This is a genomic window from Aureimonas sp. SA4125 (assembly GCF_019973775.1).
Classification (GTDB): domain Bacteria; phylum Pseudomonadota; class Alphaproteobacteria; order Rhizobiales; family Rhizobiaceae; genus Plantimonas.
Map to the genome: position 1 here is coordinate 4,617,025 of NZ_AP025032.1, position 17,197 is coordinate 4,634,221.

Genomic DNA, 17,197 nt, shown 5'->3' on the forward strand with positions numbered 1-17,197 from the left:
CGGAGTTTTCGGTGGGTCTGATCGATGATGCCGAGCGGCAGGCCGATGAGGGGGCAACCGGCGGCAGGCCTGCGATGCCGTGGAAACAGCGCGCCGGCCAATCCCCTACTGCCCCGTCGCGGAATCCGCCGCGCCGCGCAAGGCCGCGCTCTTTTTCCCGAGATCGTCGAACGTGTTCGGCACGACGCCCACCGCGCGCGTCATGCCGCCGCAGCCGGCGAGAACGAGAAGCGCCACCGTCAATGCCATCAGCTGTTTCATGCCCATCCCTCTTCCGCTGGCATCGGCATGCCGGCGAAACATGGCAGAGATCCGGCTGTCAGCGGCGCTTGACGAAGCGCCAGGCGACGGCGTCCTGGTCCCGCGGGTCGAAGGCGACGACGATCTGCAGCGTCGGCCGCGCCCCGGAATTGTCGGCAAAGAAGATGGAATCCTCGATCTCGACCGGGAGGTTGGCAGAGAAATGCCATTCCTCGCGGCCGGCGGCGAGCGTCACGCCCTCGACCGTCCGAATCGCCGCAACGCCGGGATGAAGGTGGAAGCGCAGGGCCGCCGGCGTGCGGTCGGGCAGGCGGACGGGGCGCCGGCCGGCCGGAAACAGGCGGTCTGCGCCTTCGATCAGGCCACCGTCGCGGGCAAGGAAGAGCGTTCGCTCGTGCGCGAGGCCGAAGCGGGCGGCATAGCCGTCATGGGCGGCGGTGAAGCGCTGACCGGCGTCGCTGTCGTCGCGGCTGACCGGCACGCGCGTCGGTCCGCCGATCAGCGGTGCGCCGAGAAAGCGCTCGACGAGGCCCTGGCTGGAAAAGCGGGCGGAGGAATGGTCGGCGACCGTCAGGGTCGAATGCGCAGCGGTGGTCCGGGCAAGACGCCGCCAGTCGGAATCGGCCCGCGCCGGCGCGCCGCAGTTGACGACGAAGCGATGGGCGCCGCTGGAAAATTCGAAGGCGAGCGTGCCGGCATGCGCCTCGCCCGAGACGGCGGAGGGCGGCGGCAGGCCGGTATCGGCGATCACCACGGTGCCGCCCGCGGCAAGCCGCTGATAGCCGGAAGGGCGGGCATGGCTGATCGGATCACCGAGCGTTTCGTCGTGGCGCAAGAGCGCCGTCAGGAGATGCGCCTCCGAAACCCCGGCGCCGTTGAACAGCGCCAGCGCGCCGTCGCCATGGCGGAAGAAGCGCAGCGCCGGCAGCATCCGGTCGATCGCCTTGATCAGGCCTTTCGGCACCGGCTGGTTCTGCTCGGCGAAGGTCTGGCGCAACGGCAGGAGGTCGGCGAGGATCACGAGATTGGCGGCCGGATTGCGCGAGATATGGACGCCGTCGACAAAGATCTGCCGGTCGAGTTCGTCGGAGAGGTGCCGGGCGGCGCTGCGCATGTGGCCAACGCCGGTCGGCAGGCACAGCGACAGGAAGGCGAGCGCGATCCGGGCCCGCAGGCGTGGGAGGCCGTCCGGCGCCTCGGGCGCGACCGAGCGCAGAATCCGCGTCTCGCGGGCAAGACTGCGCAGGAATTTCCGGTAGAAGCCGAGATCCGCATCGGCGAGGATGAGGTTGGCATGGGTCAGCCAGGCGATGGCGCGCCGGGCGGCCACGTCGACGTCATGGGTGCGCGGCGTGATCGTCGAGCCCGACAGGCGCTGCCAGTCGGTGAACAGCGCCCGCGCATTGGCCGAAGCCAGGGCATCGCCGGCCTCGCTGAGATGGCGCAACCATTCGAACGACTGCAGTTCGGCGTTCCAGCCCGGCGAGGGCGGGACCGCCTGGAAGGGGGACTGACCCGAGGTGTCGACGAGACGGCCGGAAAAGTAGAATATGCCGGCATAGAGATCGGCGGCGATCAGCGGATCGCCCCGGCGCAGTTCGGTCGGCGTCACCAGCAGGCGATCGGGCGCGCCGCCGGCAAAACGCCAGCGATGCAGGGGCCCGATGCGAAGACGCCGGCGCACACGGCGCCAGGCCTCCTTCAGCATCAACGCCGCAAGTTGCGGTTCTTCGGCCAATTCCGCTGCCACTCCAGGTCCGCTCCGCACAGGTCGATAAGGGCCCGTTCGACCTCGCAGGGACGGCTGGGCACAGGCGGACACACACAGGGCCGCCCGAATCATTTTCTGCCATTAAGGTAAATGCATTGCTAATACGGCACTGTAGCACGCTCACTGAGCGATTTTTGCAGGCGTTCGGGTTGGATGGGCGTCTGGTTCGGCCGGCCCCTGGGCCGGGCGCCGCTGTCTCGTGATTCAGCGGGCGCGGACCTTCGGCGGGGGCAGCTCCCGCCGAAAAAGCACGGCGGCGGCGAGGCGCCAGATCCCTAAAGCTTGCGCAGCCGAGCGGCGAAGAAGCCGTCGAGGCCGGCAAGGCGCGGATCCTCCGCCGGCAGCAGGTCGGGCGCCGTGCGCAACATCCCCTTGGCGTCGATGGCCGCCTCCAGACCCGGCAGTTCCTCCGGCCTGATCGGGTCCACCCCGAAATCGGCGTGCACGGCCAGGAATTCGGCGACGACAATCTCGCCCTCCCGGGGATCGAGCGAGCAGTTGGAGAAGACGAGGATCCCGCCCGCCCGCACCAGCCGCGCCGCTTCCCCGAGGAGCCGGGCCTGAACCTCGGCGAGCTTTTCCACCTCGGCATCGTCCTTGGTATAGGCAACGTCGGGATGGCGCCGGACGGTGCCGGTCGAGGAGCACGGCGAATCGAGGAGCACGGCGTCGAAGGGCGTCTCCGGCACGTAGCGGGCAAGGTCCGTCACGACAGTCTCGACATCCAGCTGCAGCCGGCCGAGGTTTTCCTGCAGCCGCTTCATCCGGTTGGCATTGATGTCGAGCGCGGTCACCCTGGCGCCCGCAGAGGCAAGCTGCGCCGTCTTGCCGCCGGGGGCGGCGCAGAGGTCGGCGACCCTCAGCCCCGCGACATCGCCGAAGAGCCTCGCCGGCAGCGCGGCAGCAGCGTCCTGCACCCACCAGGCGCCCTCGGCAAATCCCGGCAGCGCCGTCACCGGTCCGTCGAAGGCGCCGAGCCGCACCGTTCCCGTCGGCAGCATCACGCCGCCGAGCTTTTCGGCCCAGCCGGCGGCATCGCTCTTCACCGTGATATCGAGCGGGGCGGGCGTCAGGTGCGCGGCGGCGATCGCCAGAGCACGCTCCTTGCCATAGGCGCCGACAAGCTTCTGCATCAGCCATTCCGGCACGTTCTCCCCGGGCTTGGAGACGAGCTTCAGGCTTTCCTTCTCGCGCGAAAGGCGCCGCAGCACGGCGTTGACCATCCCGCCGAAACGCTGGCTGCGCGAATCGACGGCACAGGCGGCGACGGCAAGGTCGACGGCCGCCGAATCCGGCACGTCGAGATAGAGCACCTGCGCCGCGCCGACGTGCAGGATGTGCCGCAGCGCCACTGCGTTCGGCGGCAGCGGCCGGTCGAGGCAGCGGTCGATCGCGCGCTCGATCGTGCCGCGAAAGCGCAGAGCCGTCAGGATGATCGCCTTGACGAGACCCTGGTCGCGGCCCTCGAGCGCACGGAAGCCGGGATGGCCGTTGCCGCCGTCGAGAAGGCCGTCGGCGGACGTCTTGGCGTCGACGATCGCCGACAAGAGTTTTGCCGCGACGAGACGGGCACCGAGGCCGGGCCGGTCGCCGGCGGAATAGCCGTCCTGGACATAGGTGTCATGCGCAGCCGGCCGGGCGGCGGGCGCCTTGCCCGGCAGCGGCTTCTTGCGGGGTGCCGAACGCGTGGCGTCGAAATTGCCGCCGCGGCGCGGTGTGTCGGCGCTCAACCCCACGGTCCCTTGCCGGTCGCGGAAGGCGGCCGCCGATCGGCACCGCGCGACCAGGGTCCGGCGGGCCCTGCATCGCCACCCGTACCGCGCCCGGCATCGCCCCCGGCGCCGCTATTGACGCGGGCCTGCCGAAGGCCCGGCGCGGCGGAGCGGCCGGCGATCGGTGCGCCGGGGCGGCCGATATCGGTCATCGCCCGCAAGGCCTCGATGCGGTTGGCGGTATCGGGATGGGTGGAGAACAGGCTGTCCATGCGTTGGCCATTCAAGGGGTTGATGATGAACATGTGGGCCATCGCAGGATTGCGCTCGGCATTTTCGTTCACCGTGAGGTGGGCAGCGCCGGCGATCTTGGCCAGCGCCGAGGCAAGCGACAGCGGCGCGCCGGAAATTTCCGCGCCGCGCCGGTCGGCGGCGTATTCGCGGGTGCGCGAGATCGCCATCTGCACCAGCATGGCGGCAAAGGGTGCCACGACCATCGCGACGATCACGCCGACAAAGCCCATCGGGTTGTTGTTGTCGCGGTTGCCGCCGAAGAAGAAGGCGAAATTGCCGAGCATGGAGATCGCGCCGGCGAGCGTCGCCGTCACCGTCATGATCAGCGTGTCGCGGTTTTCGACATGGGCGAGCTCGTGCGCCATCACGCCCGCGACCTCGTCGGCCGACAGCCGCGAGAGAAGTCCGGTGGTCGCGGCAACGGCGGCATTTTGAGGGTTTCGGCCGGTGGCAAAGGCGTTCGGCTGGTCTTCCTGGATCAGGTAGACGCGCGGCATCGGCAGGCCGGCATTCTGGGCGAGGCGTTCGACGAGCGCGTAGAACTCCGGCGCGGTGCGGGCGTCGACCTCCTGCGCATTGTTCATCCGCAGGACGAGCTTGTCGGCATTCCAGTAGGAATAGACGTTCATGCCGAGCGCCACGACGAGCGCGATCATCATGCCGGCGCGGCCCCCGATAAGCAGGCCGATGCCCATGAACAGGGCGGTCATGAAGGCGATCAGCATCGCCGTCTTCATCATGTTCACGAGACCCTCCTTGCTGGCACCGATCGGCCGCGATATCCGCGCCCGGACCCTTGGACGCCATCAAAAACTGGGGATCGTCGCTCCCGCGTTCAAGCTGGGAGACGCCGGCCGCTTCGCCGCCGAAGCGCTACACATCGCGCCGGGGATCGCTACATACGGGCTCTAACACAGGATCGGCGTGGCGGCGACCGCTGCCATCTGCCGAAATCCCGGAGCCACAACTTCATGAACGATCCGATCCCGATGGACGAGACCCCTGCGCAGGACACCCTCTCGCCCGCCGCAAGGCGCGCTCTGGCAGAAGCCGCCGAACGTCGGCGGCTTCGCGAGGAAACCGTCCTGCCGCCGGAAAAGGGAGGCCGCGAGGGTCCGGACCCCGTTCGCTACGGCGACTGGGAGCGCAACGGCATCATCTCGGATTTCTAGGAAGGGTTGTAGGATTTTCACCCTACGGCCATACCGCCCGCCCTATCTTCCATCAACGCCCCGTCGATCATCCGCTTGATGCGACAGGATCGATTGTCTCGTCCGATTGCGCCTGGCGTGAGATTGCAATCTGAGGCGGAGGGCAGTATAGGATTATTGTCCTTACACTGGAACTTACCTGACCTGCCATGCCCCAGTCTTCTCTTTTCGGCTATCGCCTCGTCCTGCTCCTCGTCGGTGCAAGCTTTCCCGCCGCCTCGACCTTGGCCGCAGAACCACGCATTGCCGGGCCGGTCGCAGCCGATATCGTCAAGGTCCGGGATGGCGATACGGTCGAGGTCGAGGCGCATATCTGGCCGCAGCAGGTGGTGCGGGTCGCGGTACGGCTTCGTGGCATCGACGCACCGGAGCTGAAGGCGCGTTGCGACGCAGAGAAGACCGCGGCGATCGCGGCGAGGACCCGTCTGACGGCGCTGCTGGCTCCCGGCGGCGTGACGCTCTCGAACATTTCCGGCGACAAATATTTCGGCCGGGTGCTGGCCGAGCTCAACACCGCAGATGGCACCGATGTCGGTCGCGCTCTCCTGCGCGAGGGGCTCGTCGTCGCCTATGGCGGCAAGACGCGGCGCGACTGGTGCAAGACACGCCCAACTCCCCATTCGGCCGGAGCCGCGACGGGTCACGCCGGATAGACGGGCGGGGCAGAGAGAGCGCCGCGACAGGCGCACAGCCCTCGTTCGCGGGGAAAAGCAGCGGCACGCCGCCGCCCGGATACGCTCGCTCGCCCACGACAGCCTGCTGCCGGAAACCAGCGGGTGCGGGCCTTCAGTCCTCCTCGTCCGGGACCGGGACGTCGAAACCATTCAGTGTCACCGATACCAGGCAGTAGAGCCCGACGAGCGTGATCAACTCGTAGGTGCCCTTCGCCCCGAAAGCCTTGATCGACGCCTCATGCAGATCGTCCGGCAGGCTGCCACCCCCGAGCAGCGCGAAGGTGACGTCGTGCGCGGTCTCCTCGTCGGGCGTCAGATCGTCCGGCTTTTCGCCGGCCAGCAGCGCCTGGATCCGTGCCTGGCCAAGGCCGTCGCTCTCGGCAATCGCGACATGGGCGTAGATCTCGTAGGCCGCGTCGAAATCGACGCCGACGACGAGGATGGCGATCTGCCGGATGTTGTCCGGAAGGACCGAATGCAGCGACATTGCTTTCGTCAGTTCCCAGACCGCCCCGCCGATCTTCGGTTCGTGCAGCCAGGGATTCCACGGACCGAGAAGGGCGCCATTCCTGTCCACCGTCTTGAAGGCGTCGAATTGCTCCGAAATTCCAGCCTTCATGTCGGCATAAAGAGGCTTCTGCGCCTCGGTCAGAGCGTCGGGAGCGATGAGGGGAAGGCGCATGATCAGAACTTTCTCCGGGGGGCGTCGCACCGACGATGCCGCATGAGGACGACATCGGCACGACGGCTCAGAAGTCGAGGGTGTCGAACACCAGCATGAGATCCTTCCAGCTCTCGTACTGTTCGGGCGGCAGACGGTAGGGCGCACATTTGCTGATCGCCGCGGCGGCGCTTTCGGCAAAGATCCCGCCCAGCCGGCCGGCCGGCTTGTCGATGATCGCCGGCGGCGCGGCAAGCGTGCCGTCAGGCTGCAGCTTCACCCGGATGCGCGCGACGCCGCCCTCCCCGATGTCGCCCTTCATCACCGGCACGGACCAGCATTTCTGGATCTGGCTGTCGATGACGCCCGGCAGGAGTTCCGGCTGACCCGTGGGAATGGCCGAGGGACGGACCGGCGGCGCTGCGGGGTCGGCGCCGAGAGGGCCAGGCGTCGGCTGTTCCGTTGCATCGTTCAGGGCGCCCGGCGCCGAGATCGCCGGCAGATCGGGCTGCGGCGCTTCCATGACCTCCTGAGCCCCAGCCGGAGCCACCATCGCCACCAGCATGCCGGCGAGGGCGACTGCCCTCCTGATGCCGATCCCCATCATCTTATCCGTCGGGTACATTCTTCTTCCTCGCATGGCGGACGGAGTTTCACGTGAGACATCCGCTGGCCGCCTTTCACATGCTGCAGACAGACCACGTGACAAGGCAAGCCGGATCGTCTTAGCTTGCCCCAGGGGAAGCGGAGACGCGTCATGGATGTCCGGATTGCAGGCAGCAAGGTGCAGGCGCGGGCGGATGCCTTTCGCACCTTTCTCTCCCATGCGCGCGAGCGCCTCGGCCTGACGCTTGGCTTCCGGTTGTGGGATGGCTCGCGCGTTCCGGCCGACCTTGCCGACGACGCCTTCGCGGTCTCCTTCGCCGACGAGAACCTCGTCGCCGCGCTGATCCGCCGGCCGACGATGGAGACGCTCGCCAATCTCTGGGTTTCCGGGCGCATTGACCTCGTCAACGGCTCGATCTTCGATCTGGTAAAGCACCGGCCAAGCGTGAAGACCGCCGAGTTCCGCCGGACGGTCGATAAGATGCTGGCGCTGCGCACGAACCTCAAATTCCTCTTTCTGCCCCGCGGCGGCCCCTGGCCGCTCGAGACCGTCGGCGAGGAGAAGCCGAGCGACGGCAGCCCGACCGAGAACAAGAAGAACATCGCCTATCACTACGACGTCTCCAACGCCTTCTACGCGCTCTGGCTCGACCAGGAGATGGTCTACACCTGCGCCTACTGCACCGACTGGGACAACGACATCGACCGGATGCAGCAGGACAAGCTCGAGCTGATCTGTCGCAAGCTCCGCCTCAAGCCCGGCGACCGCCTGCTCGACATCGGCTGCGGCTGGGGTGCGCTCTCCTGCTATGCCGCAGAGCACTACGGCGTGACCGCGCTTGGCGTGACGCTGTCGGAGCAGCAGGTCGCCTACGGCCAGGAGAAGGTGAAGCGCCTCGGGCTCGAGGACCGTGTGCGGATCGAGCTGCGCGACTATTCGACCGTCGAGGGCAGCTTCGACAAGGTCGCGGCCATCGGCATCCAGGAACATATCGGCATCGACAACTACCCGACCTACTACCGCACCGTGAAGCGCGTGATGACGAAGGACGGGCTGTTTCTCCACCACGCCATCACCCGGCCGGCCAAACGGAACGACAAGGTATTTCGCCGCAAGCGCCCGGAATTTGCGCTGCTGACGAAATACATCTTCCCCGGCGGCGAGCTCGACAACATCGGCACCACCGTGAAGAACCTCGAGCAGAACGGTTTCGAGGTGCACGATGTGGAGGCCTTGCGCGAGCACTACCAGCGCACCTGCCGCCATTGGCACGACCGGCTGCTCGCCCGCTACGCCGAAAGCGTCGCCGAAATCGGCGCGCCGAAGACTCGGCTTTGGCTCGCCTATCTCGCGGCCTGTTCGATCTCCTTCGAGCGCAACACCGTCTGCCTCTACCAGACCCTCTCCTCCCGCCGCCACCGCGGGGCTTCCGGCCTGCCGCCGACACGGGCGGATCTGTATCGCTGACGCGTGCGTCGATGATCGACAGCGTCCGGCGACTGAGACAAGGCTGATTGGACTCTTGTGCTGCCAACTATAGATTGGGCAGACAGATTCTGGTTTCACAGGGGCACAACTTGAGCAAAACGCCCGGCGCCGGCCCTTCCATCGGCACAGAGCTTGATGCCGGTTCCATTCGCGAGGTTGAGGCCGAGAGGGAGCCGGGGGCAACTCTTGCGCCCCGCCCCGTTCAGTTCGCTTCGACAGCGGAGGCTCTCGCCTCGGCGCGTCGCATCATGGAGAAATACGATCCTGTCCTCGTCGAACTGGCAAAATGAGCCGTGTTCTTCCTCGATCTCGAGACCGTTCTCGAAATTCACCGGATCGAGAGTGAGAAGCGACAGACGCGCCCAGGCGTAGGGATCTGCGTTGCTGGAATCGGCTCTTGGCCGTGCGGTCAACCACTATGCCTATGCCGACGATCCGACCGTCGCGAGCACAGCTGCAGCCCTCGCCTTCGGGCTCGCCATGAACCACCCATTCATCGACGGGAACAAACGCACGTCCTTCATCTCAGCGCTCGTCTTCGTTGACTTGAATGGCCAGAGTCTCAGCGTCTCCGACAACGAGATTGTCGATACTTGGCTGGCATTGGCGTCACGCGGACTGAGCGAACAGGATCTCGCCTCCGGGTTCAAGCGACACCTGCAGCAGCGCTGACACGACATCGAGCCATGACCGGCTAGTGGTGCCAATCGACATCCAGCGCAGAGCATCTGCCGCCCCCAGAGAAACACAAAAGGCCGCTCCTCATCTCTGAGAAGCGGCCCCGTGAAGTCTGTCATGCCGGCGGTCGTCGGACCCTAGCCGGATCGACATATCCTAAGCGCGTGAAGGAGACTGCTCCTTGGAAACACCGAGATACAAAGACCCAGCCGGCATTTGGAAATCACTCGACATTGGATCACCTCCTTTCACTGCGTTGAACACAAAAGGAGTATGGGGCGCGAAATGAGGCAGCGCAAGAGCCTGCACCCAAAAAAGCCAGCTCCGCGCAAGGTACTGGTGCGGCAGCAGGAACCGGGCTGCCATGACGCTTCCGGGTTGCTTCGGCGGACATGGGACCCCTCATGATGCTGTCTGCGCGAACTCGGCCATCAACGCCGGATACTGTTCCGGCGGTGGATACCCCTCGAAACTGTGCACTGCCGGCGTGGTCGCCCAGCCAAGCTTTTCACCGGTGCAGACCTCGATGAACGGCCGATATTGCGGGTAGTGTCCGCGCTGGTGGTGGAAACTCGGATCTCAGATGGTGCGACGGAGGTGGCCACCGGATTGGCCGGCTAAGGTGGAGTTGCGAGACTTCAACCTGACCGGAGCACCCGATGACCGAGGACAGATTACCGCTTGCCGAGCTTCTGGCAAAAGCCGGAGACGGCGATTTCCTGAGGACGATAGCCGAGAGCGTGATGCAGCTTCTCATGGAGGCCGACGTGGAGGGCATGATCGGCGCCGGGCGCCATGAACGCACCCTGGAACGGGCGACCTATCGCAACGGCTACCGGGACCGCTCGTTCGATACCCGGCTTGGCTCCTTGCAGCTTCGCATCCCCAAGCTTCGACAAGGCAGCTACTTTCCGCCGTTCCTGGAACCGAGAAAGCTCTCGGAGAAGGCGCTTGTCGCGGTCATCCAGGAGGCCTGGATCAGCGGCGTGTCCACGCGTCGCGTCGACGATCTGGTGCAGGCCATGGGACTGTCGGGGATCGGCAAGAGCACGGTGTCGAAGCTGTGCAAAGATATCGACGACCGCGTCGGCGGCTTTCTCGATCGCCCGCTCACCGGCGACTGGCCCTATCTCTGGCTCGACGCGACCTACCTGAAGCAGCGCGAAGGCGGCCGTATCGTCTCGGTGGCGGCAATAATCGCTGTCGCCGTCAACACCGACGGCAAGCGCGAGATCGTCGGCCTTCACATCGGGCCCTCGGAAGCGGAGACCTTCTGGTCGACCTTCCTCAAGAGCCTCGTGCGCCGCGGCCTTTCCGGCGTGAAGCTCGTGATATCGGATGCCCATGAAGGGCTGAAGGCCGCCATCCGCCGGGTGTTCAGCGCCTCCTGGCAGCGCTGCCGCGTCCACTGGATGCGCAACGCCCTGTCCTATGTCCCGAAGGCGCAGCAAAGCATGGCGGCTGCGGCCCTGCGCCAGGCCTTCATCCAACCCGATCGCGCCGGCGCGGCCCAGGCGCTGCGCCACGTCGCCGACCAGCTCCGGGGAAAGTGTCCCAAGCTCGGCAGCTTCATCGACGACAGCGAGACCGACGTGCTGGCGCATCTGGACTTTCCCGGTCAGCATCGGACCCGGATCCATTCGACCAATTCCCTGGAGCGCCTGAACAAGGAGGTGAAGCGGCGCGCCGATGTCGTCGGCATCTTCCCGAACGAGGGCTCCATCATCCGCCTCATCGGCGCCGTCCTCCTCGAGGCCAACGACGAATGGCAGACGCAAAACCGCTACATGCAGACCGAACCCATGGCCGAACTCATGTCCAACAGCACCAAGCCCGAAACCGTACGTATTTCCACCGCAGCCGCCTGAAACCGAGCCGCTTCAGTTACACCCCAATTTCCACCACGTTGACGGACACGACCATATTGCGCGGCATCATCGAGAAGCGGCGACCGGACCATGACGAAGCCCTCCATCCCCGCCGGCCGGGTGAACAACCAGCTGAGGCAGGTCGGGCAAAGAAGTGGCGATGCTCACCGTGGAGAGCTCCGAGCACCGGATTCCCGTCGGCAACGTCGAAGGCCTCTGCCGCAAACAGGCTGCTGAGGGAAAAAGCGCTCGCCGTCATCTTCTGGCAGCCGGTACAGTGGCACGCCATCGTCATCAGAGGTTTTCCGCTCATGCGAAGCATCACCTGCCCGCAACGGCAGGCGCCTCGGGTGTCGGCCATGTCAGGTCCTCTTGTTCTGCCGATGCTCGATCAGATCCTCGACCACCGCCGGGTCGGCCAGGGTCGACGTATCGCCGAGCGCGGAAAAGTCGTCCTCGGCGATCTTGCGCAGGATGCGGCGCATGATCTTGCCCGAGCGCGTCTTGGGCAGGCCGGGGGAGAACTGGATCTGGTCGGGCGAGGCGATCGGGCCGATTTCGGCGCGAACATGCGCCACGAGTTCCTTCTTCAGGGCGTCCGAGGGCTCCTCGCCGGCCATCAGGGTGACGTAGCAGTAGATGCCCTGGCCCTTGATGTCGTGGGGATAGCCGACGACCGCCGCCTCCGAAACCTTGGGATGCGAGACGAGCGCCGATTCGACCTCGGCCGTCCCCATGCGGTGGCCGGAAACGTTGATGACGTCGTCGACGCGGCCGGTGATCCACCAGTAGCCGTCCTCGTCGCGCCTCGCCCCGTCGCCGGTGAAGTATTTCCCGGGATAGGTCGAGAAATAGGTCTGCTCGAAGCGTTCATGGTCGCCATAGACCGTGCGCATCTGCCCCGGCCAGGAATCGGTGATGCAGAGATTGCCGGAGACCGCGCCCTCGAGAACGCCGCCTTCCGAATCGACGAGCTCGGGGATGACGCCGAAGAAGGGGCGCGTCGCCGAGCCGGGCTTCAGCGCCGTTGCGCCCGGCAGCGGGGTGATGAGAATACCGCCGGTCTCGGTCTGCCACCAGGTGTCGACGATGGGGCAGCGCTCTTCGCCGACGATCCTGTAGTACCAGTTCCACGCTTCCGGGTTGATCGGCTCGCCGACGGAGCCGAGCACCCGCAGGCTTTTTCGCGAGGTCTTTTGCACCATCGCGTCGCCCGCGCCCATGAGGGCCCGGATCGCCGTCGGGGCGGTATAGAAGATGTTGACCTGGTGCTTGTCGATCACCTGCCAGAAGCGCGAGGCGTCGGGATAGTTCGGCACGCCCTCGAACATCAGCGTCGTCGCGCCGTTGGCGAGCGGGCCGTAGACGATGTAGCTGTGGCCGGTGACCCAGCCGACATCGGCCGTGCACCAGTAGACCTCGCCCTCGCGTACGTCGAAGACGTACTGATGCGTCATCGCGGCATAGACCAGATAGCCGCCGGAAGTGTGGAGGACACCCTTCGGCTGGCCGGTCGAGCCCGAGGTGTAGAGGATGAACAACGGGTCCTCCGCACCCATCGGCTCGGGCGCGCAGGTCGCGGAGACGGTGTCGCGCGCCTCGTGCCACCAGATGTCGCGGCCGGGCGTCACCGCAACGTCGCCACCGGTGCGCCTCACGACGAGGACGGTGGAGACCGCCTGACCGGCCTTGGCGGCGATCTCGACGGCGCGGTCGGCGTTTTTCTTCAGGGGCACGCTCTTGCCGCCGCGCTTGCCCTCGTCGGCGGTGATGAGCACCGAGGAGCCGGCGCCGGCAAGCCTTCCGCCCAGCGCATCGGGCGAAAAGCCGCCGAAGACGACCGAATGCACCGCGCCGATGCGGGCGCAGGCGAGCATGGCGTAGGCCGCTTCCGGGATCATCGGGAGATAGATGGTGACGCGGTCGCCCTTCTCGACGCCCTTCGCCTTCAGCACATTCGCCATGCGGCAGACTTCGGCGTGAAGCTCGCGATAGCTGATGGCGCGGGAGTCGGAGGGATCGTCGCCCTCGAAGAGGATCGCCGTCTGGTCGCCGCGGTTTTCGAGATGCCGGTCGAGGCAATTGGCGGAGACGTTGAGGACGCCGTCCTCGAACCATTTGATCGAGACATTGCCGGGGGCAAACGAGGTGTTCTTTACAATGGTGAAAGGCTCGATCCAGTCGACCCGCTTTCCATGCTCGCCCCAGAACGCGTCGGGATCCTCGATGCTCTTCCGGTACCAGGCCTGATAGTCGGCATCCGAAAGCAGCGCGCCTTGTTTCCACTCGTCCTTGACCGGAATCGTCGTCATGTGGCCTCCCGCCGTTCCTGCAGCCCCCCAGGCCGCGGGCGCCGGGCTTTTGCCGGCGCGTTTGGGTCCAATCTAGAAGCAGAGCCGAGAAGGGTCCAGCCGCCGGGGCTTATACTTTCGCGGGGCGCGCGCGCGCGCGTCCGCCGGACAACGTTCTCGGCTGACGTGTTCCCGAACCGACGCGCCACACGGGCTCGCGCTGCGCCCGAGAGGACGCGGGCCGCACACCCTCTCCTCACCCCTTCGGCCTCGCACCAAAGATCGCCGAGCCGACGCGCACCGACGTCGCGCCCTGGGCGATCGCCGTCTCGTAGTCGCCGGACATGCCCATTGACAGCCTGTCCACTCCTGCCTCCCGCGCCAGGGCGGCCAACTGGCCGAAATGCGGGGCGGGATCGTCCTCGGCGGGCGGGATGCACATCAGGCCCTCGATCGCGAGCTTGTGCACGTCGCGGCAGCGCGCGACGAAGGCCACCGCCTCGCTTGGCAGGATACCGGCCTTCTGCGGCTCGGCACCGGTATTGACCTGCACGTAGAGACGCGGCGTCCGGCCCTGCTTCGCCATTTCGGCGGCAAGCGCCTTCGCGATCTTCTCGCGGTCGACCGTCTCGATCACGTCGAAGGTCGCCACCGCCTCCGCCGCCTTGTTGGACTGCAGCGGGCCGATCAGATGCAGCTCGATGTCCGGAAAGCGCGCGCGCAGCGCCGGAAACTTCGCGATGGCCTCCTGCACGCGGTTTTCGCCGAAGACGCGCTGGCCGGCCGCCGCGACCGGCGCGATATCCTCGACCGCATAGGTCTTCGACACCGCCACGAGCTGCGCGCTGCCCGCCGGGCGTCCGCCCTTCGTCTCCGCCTCGGCGATCCGCCGCAGCACCGCCTGCCAGTTGTCGACCGTCGTTTCGCCCATCGCCTGCCCGCCTGCTCCAGCCGTTTCGCACCCGCCCGCCCTGCCGCGTCACGCTTCTTGTTGACGGGGTGCGTGCCGCCGTGTTGAACGGCGTCACCCCGAGATAAGTCAATATCGACTGTCGTGAACCGACGGACCTGCCGAATGTCCAGCGAACGCTACAATCCCCGCGAAGCCGAACCGCGCTGGCGCGCCGCCTGGGACGCGGAGAAGCTGTTCGAGACGGACGACAATGCGCCGGGCGAGAAATACTACGTCCTCGAGATGTTTCCCTATCCTTCCGGCCGCATCCACATGGGCCATGTGCGCAATTACGCCATGGGCGACGTGGTGGCGCGCTACAAGCGGGCCCGCGGCTTCAACGTCCTGCACCCGATGGGCTGGGACGCCTTCGGCATGCCGGCCGAGAATGCCGCGATGCAGAACAAGGTGCATCCGCGCGAATGGACCTACCAGAACATCGCGACCATGCGCGCCCAGCTGAAATCCATGGGCCTGTCGCTCGACTGGTCCCGTGAATTCGCGACCTGCGACGTCGACTACTACCATCGCCAGCAGATGCTCTTCCTCGATTTCCTGAAAGAGGGGATCGCCTACCGCCGCAACGCCAAGGTCAACTGGGACCCGGTCGACATGACCGTGCTCGCCAACGAGCAGGTGATCGACGGCAAGGGCTGGCGCTCGGGCGCCCCGGTCGAGCAGCGCGAGCTGACACAATGGTTCTTCCGCATCACCGACTATGCCGAGGACCTCTTGGCCGCACTCGACACCTTGCCGGAATGGCCGGAAAAGGTCCGGGTGATGCAGAAGAACTGGATCGGCAAGTCGGAAGGCCTGCTCGTCCGCTTCGCGCTGGAAAAGGCGCCGGATGCGGCGGAAGACGTCACCGTCTTCACGACGCGGCCGGACACCCTCTTCGGCGCTTCCTTCATCGCGGTCGCGCCCGATCATCCGCTGGCCAAGGCCGCGGCGCAAAACAATCCGGTGCTGGCCGAGTTCATCCTCGCCTGCAAGCGCGGCGGCACCACCGCGGCGGCGATCGAGACCGCCGACAAGCTCGGCATGCGCACCGGCATCGAGGCCGTGCATCCCTTCGATCCCGCGTGGAAGCTGCCCGTCTACGTCGCCAATTTCGTGCTGATGGAATACGGCACCGGGGCGATCTTCGGCTGCCCCGCGCATGACCAGCGCGATCTCGACTTCGCCCGGAAATACGAGCTGCCGGTCACGCCCGTCGTCCTGCCCCCGGATGCCGAGGCCGCGAGCTTCACGGTCGGCACCGAGGCATTCGTCGGCGACGGAACGCTGTTCCATTCCGCCTTCCTCAACGGCATGACCCCGGCCGAAGGTTTTCAGGCGGTGGCCGACAGGCTGGCCGCCACCGATCTCGGCGGAAGGCCGCAGGCCGAGCGCAAGATCAATTTTCGCCTCCGCGACTGGGGCGTGTCGCGCCAGCGCTACTGGGGCTGCCCGATCCCGGTCCTCCACTGCGAGACCTGTGGCGTCGTGCCCGAAGCGCGCGAGAACCTGCCGGTCAAGCTTCCGGACGACATCGACTTCGACAAGCCCGGCAATCCGCTCGACCGCCATCCGACCTGGCGCCACGCGCCCTGCCCGCAATGCGGCGGCAAGGCGCTGCGCGAGACCGACACGATGGACACGTTTGTCGACAGTTCCTGGTATTTTGCACGGTTCACCGCGCCGCATGCCGAGGAGCCGACCGATCCGCAGCGCGCCAATGCCTGGCTGCCGGTCGACCAGTATATCGGCGGCATCGAGCACGCGATCCTGCATCTCCTCTATTCCCGCTTCTTCGTCCGGGCGATGCGGGCCTGCGGCCACGTCGCGCTGGACGAGCCGTTCAAGGGCCTGTTCACGCAAGGCATGGTCGTGCACGAAACCTATCGCGCGGGCCGCGACTGGGTGGCCCCGGCCGACATCCGCATCACCGAGGAGGGCGGCACGCGCACCGCGACGCGGATGAGCGACGGCGCCCTGCTCGAGATCGGCTCGATCGAGAAGATGTCGAAGTCGAAAAAGAACGTCGTCGACCCCGACGACATCATCGCCTCCTACGGCGCCGACACCGCGCGCTGGTTCATGCTGTCGGACTCGCCGCCCGAGCGCGACGTGATCTGGACGGAATCGGGCGTCGAGGGTGCCCACCGCTTCGTCCAGCGGCTTTGGCGCCTCGTCGCCGACGCCGCGCCGCGGTTGGCGGCATCCACCGCAGGCGAGTCGGACGCCGCCCGTTCCACCGAGATCCGCCGCGCTGCGCACCGCACCATTGCCGGCGTCGCCGACGACATCGAGCGGCTCGCCTTCAACAAGGCGGTCGCGCGGCTCTACGAACTGGTCAACACGCTGTTTGCAGCCTTCGGCGAGGGCCGAAGCCTTGCCGGCATCGAGGCGGCGGCAGGCGAGTCTCTCTCCATCCTGACGCGCCTCGTCGCGCCGATGGTGCCGCATCTGGCGGAGGAATGCTGGACGACGCTGGGCCATGCCGGCCTCTGTGCCGCCGAGCCCTGGCCGGCCGTCGAGGCCGAACTTCTCGTCGTCGACGAGATCATGCTGCCGGTCCAGCTCAATGGCAAGAAGCGCGGCGACTTGACGGTTTCCGCGAAGGCCGGCAAGGCTGACATCGAACGCGCCGTGATGGAACTCGACTTCGTCAAGGCGGCACTGGAGGGCCGTGTTCCCCAGCGGATCGTGGTCGTTCCCGGAAGGATCGTGAATGTCGTCGTCTGATC

The 17,197-nt window shown here is 66.5% G+C and carries 16 protein-coding genes; 7 read left to right on the forward strand and 9 right to left on the reverse strand.

Annotation, left to right across the window (positions count from 1 at the left end; genetic code table 11):
* Positions 1 to 105 precede the first annotated feature (105 nt).
* The 4 genes from Sa4125_RS21825 to htpX all read right to left on the reverse strand — a co-directional run bounded on the left by Sa4125_RS21825 (position 106) and on the right by htpX (position 4,784).
* Positions 106 to 261 carry a hypothetical protein gene (locus Sa4125_RS21825; protein ID WP_224001643.1) on the reverse strand — a complete coding sequence of 52 codons (156 nt, stop codon included), beginning with the start codon at positions 259 to 261 and terminating at the stop codon, positions 106 to 108.
* A 58-nt stretch (positions 262 to 319) separates the two neighbouring features.
* The gene (locus Sa4125_RS21830) at positions 320 to 2,011 is read right to left on the reverse strand and encodes a heparinase II/III family protein (protein ID WP_224001651.1); all 1,692 of its coding nucleotides are present in this window, start codon (positions 2,009 to 2,011) and stop codon (positions 320 to 322) included.
* A 296-nt stretch (positions 2,012 to 2,307) separates the two neighbouring features.
* A complete protein-coding gene (locus tag Sa4125_RS21835; protein WP_224001653.1) occupies positions 2,308 to 3,762 on the reverse strand; it encodes an RsmB/NOP family class I SAM-dependent RNA methyltransferase in 1,455 nt (484 codons plus the stop codon).
* Complete coding sequence (gene htpX, locus Sa4125_RS21840; protein WP_224001655.1) at positions 3,759 to 4,784, reverse strand: zinc metalloprotease HtpX; 1,026 nt, start codon at positions 4,782 to 4,784, stop codon at positions 3,759 to 3,761. The genes Sa4125_RS21835 and htpX overlap by 4 nt, the downstream gene beginning before the upstream one ends.
* Before the next feature lie 10 nt (positions 4,785 to 4,794).
* On the opposite strand from htpX, the gene Sa4125_RS21845 reads away from it, so the two are divergent.
* From Sa4125_RS21845 to Sa4125_RS21855, 3 genes are all read left to right on the forward strand, one after another.
* On the forward strand, positions 4,795 to 4,950 hold the full coding sequence (locus Sa4125_RS21845) for a hypothetical protein (RefSeq protein WP_224001657.1): 156 nt from the start codon (positions 4,795 to 4,797) through the stop codon (positions 4,948 to 4,950).
* Between the two features lie 59 nt (positions 4,951 to 5,009).
* Complete coding sequence (locus tag Sa4125_RS21850; RefSeq protein ID WP_224001659.1) at positions 5,010 to 5,210, forward strand: succinate dehydrogenase assembly factor 4; 201 nt, start codon at positions 5,010 to 5,012, stop codon at positions 5,208 to 5,210.
* 188 nt (positions 5,211 to 5,398) lie between these two features.
* A complete protein-coding gene (locus tag Sa4125_RS21855; RefSeq protein ID WP_224001661.1) occupies positions 5,399 to 5,902 on the forward strand; it encodes a thermonuclease family protein in 504 nt (167 codons plus the stop codon).
* 133 nt (positions 5,903 to 6,035) lie between these two features.
* On the opposite strand, the gene Sa4125_RS21860 is transcribed toward Sa4125_RS21855, so the two are convergent.
* Positions 6,036 to 6,605 (reverse strand): carboxymuconolactone decarboxylase family protein, encoded by a 570-nt coding sequence (locus tag Sa4125_RS21860; RefSeq protein WP_224001663.1) that lies wholly within the window; start codon positions 6,603 to 6,605, stop codon positions 6,036 to 6,038.
* Between the two features lie 67 nt (positions 6,606 to 6,672).
* Positions 6,673 to 7,209 (reverse strand): cell envelope integrity protein TolA, encoded by a 537-nt coding sequence (locus tag Sa4125_RS21865; RefSeq protein ID WP_224001665.1) that lies wholly within the window; start codon positions 7,207 to 7,209, stop codon positions 6,673 to 6,675.
* Positions 7,210 to 7,341: 132 nt separating this feature from the next.
* Here Sa4125_RS21865 and Sa4125_RS21870 point away from each other — a divergent pair, with 132 nt between their 5' ends.
* From Sa4125_RS21870 to Sa4125_RS21880, 3 genes are all read left to right on the forward strand, one after another.
* Positions 7,342 to 8,658 carry a cyclopropane-fatty-acyl-phospholipid synthase family protein gene (locus tag Sa4125_RS21870; RefSeq protein ID WP_224001667.1) on the forward strand — a complete coding sequence of 439 codons (1,317 nt, stop codon included), beginning with the start codon at positions 7,342 to 7,344 and terminating at the stop codon, positions 8,656 to 8,658.
* Positions 8,659 to 9,060: 402 nt separating this feature from the next.
* Positions 9,061 to 9,351 (forward strand): type II toxin-antitoxin system death-on-curing family toxin, encoded by a 291-nt coding sequence (locus Sa4125_RS21875; protein ID WP_224001670.1) that lies wholly within the window; start codon positions 9,061 to 9,063, stop codon positions 9,349 to 9,351.
* A gap of 665 nt (positions 9,352 to 10,016) precedes the next feature.
* The gene (locus Sa4125_RS21880; protein ID WP_223998612.1) at positions 10,017 to 11,225 is read left to right on the forward strand and encodes an IS256 family transposase; all 1,209 of its coding nucleotides are present in this window, start codon (positions 10,017 to 10,019) and stop codon (positions 11,223 to 11,225) included.
* 16 nt (positions 11,226 to 11,241) lie between these two features.
* Here the strand turns inward: Sa4125_RS21880 and Sa4125_RS21885 are convergent, their stop codons facing one another.
* From Sa4125_RS21885 to Sa4125_RS21895, 3 genes are all read right to left on the reverse strand, one after another.
* On the reverse strand, positions 11,242 to 11,586 hold the full coding sequence (locus Sa4125_RS21885; RefSeq protein ID WP_345944302.1) for a GFA family protein: 345 nt from the start codon (positions 11,584 to 11,586) through the stop codon (positions 11,242 to 11,244).
* 1 nt (position 11,587) lies between these two features.
* Positions 11,588 to 13,537 carry an acetate--CoA ligase gene (acs, locus tag Sa4125_RS21890; protein WP_224001672.1) on the reverse strand — a complete coding sequence of 650 codons (1,950 nt, stop codon included), beginning with the start codon at positions 13,535 to 13,537 and terminating at the stop codon, positions 11,588 to 11,590.
* A 235-nt stretch (positions 13,538 to 13,772) separates the two neighbouring features.
* Positions 13,773 to 14,447, reverse strand: coding sequence for a YggS family pyridoxal phosphate-dependent enzyme (locus tag Sa4125_RS21895; protein ID WP_224001674.1), 675 nt, complete (start codon positions 14,445 to 14,447; stop codon positions 13,773 to 13,775).
* A 144-nt stretch (positions 14,448 to 14,591) separates the two neighbouring features.
* On the opposite strand from Sa4125_RS21895, the gene leuS reads away from it, so the two are divergent.
* The gene (gene leuS, locus Sa4125_RS21900; RefSeq protein WP_224001676.1) at positions 14,592 to 17,195 is read left to right on the forward strand and encodes a leucine--tRNA ligase; all 2,604 of its coding nucleotides are present in this window, start codon (positions 14,592 to 14,594) and stop codon (positions 17,193 to 17,195) included.
* Positions 17,196 to 17,197 lie beyond the last annotated feature (2 nt).

Excerpts from the sequence above, each read along its gene's own strand:
- Sa4125_RS21825 (WP_224001643.1), bottom strand. The coding sequence starts at position 261 with ATGAAACAGCTGATGGCATTGACGGTGGCGCTTCTCGTTCTCGCCGGC.
- Sa4125_RS21850 (WP_224001659.1), top strand. The coding sequence starts at position 5,010 with ATGAACGATCCGATCCCGATGGACGAGACCCCTGCGCAGGACACCCTC.
- Sa4125_RS21855 (WP_224001661.1), top strand. The coding sequence starts at position 5,399 with ATGCCCCAGTCTTCTCTTTTCGGCTATCGCCTCGTCCTGCTCCTCGTC.
- Sa4125_RS21860 (WP_224001663.1), bottom strand. The coding sequence starts at position 6,605 with ATGCGCCTTCCCCTCATCGCTCCCGACGCTCTGACCGAGGCGCAGAAG.
- Sa4125_RS21865 (WP_224001665.1), bottom strand. The coding sequence starts at position 7,209 with ATGTACCCGACGGATAAGATGATGGGGATCGGCATCAGGAGGGCAGTC.
- Sa4125_RS21870 (WP_224001667.1), top strand. The coding sequence starts at position 7,342 with ATGGATGTCCGGATTGCAGGCAGCAAGGTGCAGGCGCGGGCGGATGCC.
- Sa4125_RS21880 (WP_223998612.1), top strand. The coding sequence starts at position 10,017 with ATGACCGAGGACAGATTACCGCTTGCCGAGCTTCTGGCAAAAGCCGGA.
- Sa4125_RS21885 (WP_345944302.1), bottom strand. The coding sequence starts at position 11,586 with ATGGCCGACACCCGAGGCGCCTGCCGTTGCGGGCAGGTGATGCTTCGC.
- acs (WP_224001672.1), bottom strand. The coding sequence starts at position 13,537 with ATGACGACGATTCCGGTCAAGGACGAGTGGAAACAAGGCGCGCTGCTT.
- Sa4125_RS21895 (WP_224001674.1), bottom strand. The coding sequence starts at position 14,447 with ATGGGCGAAACGACGGTCGACAACTGGCAGGCGGTGCTGCGGCGGATC.
- leuS (WP_224001676.1), top strand. The coding sequence starts at position 14,592 with ATGTCCAGCGAACGCTACAATCCCCGCGAAGCCGAACCGCGCTGGCGC.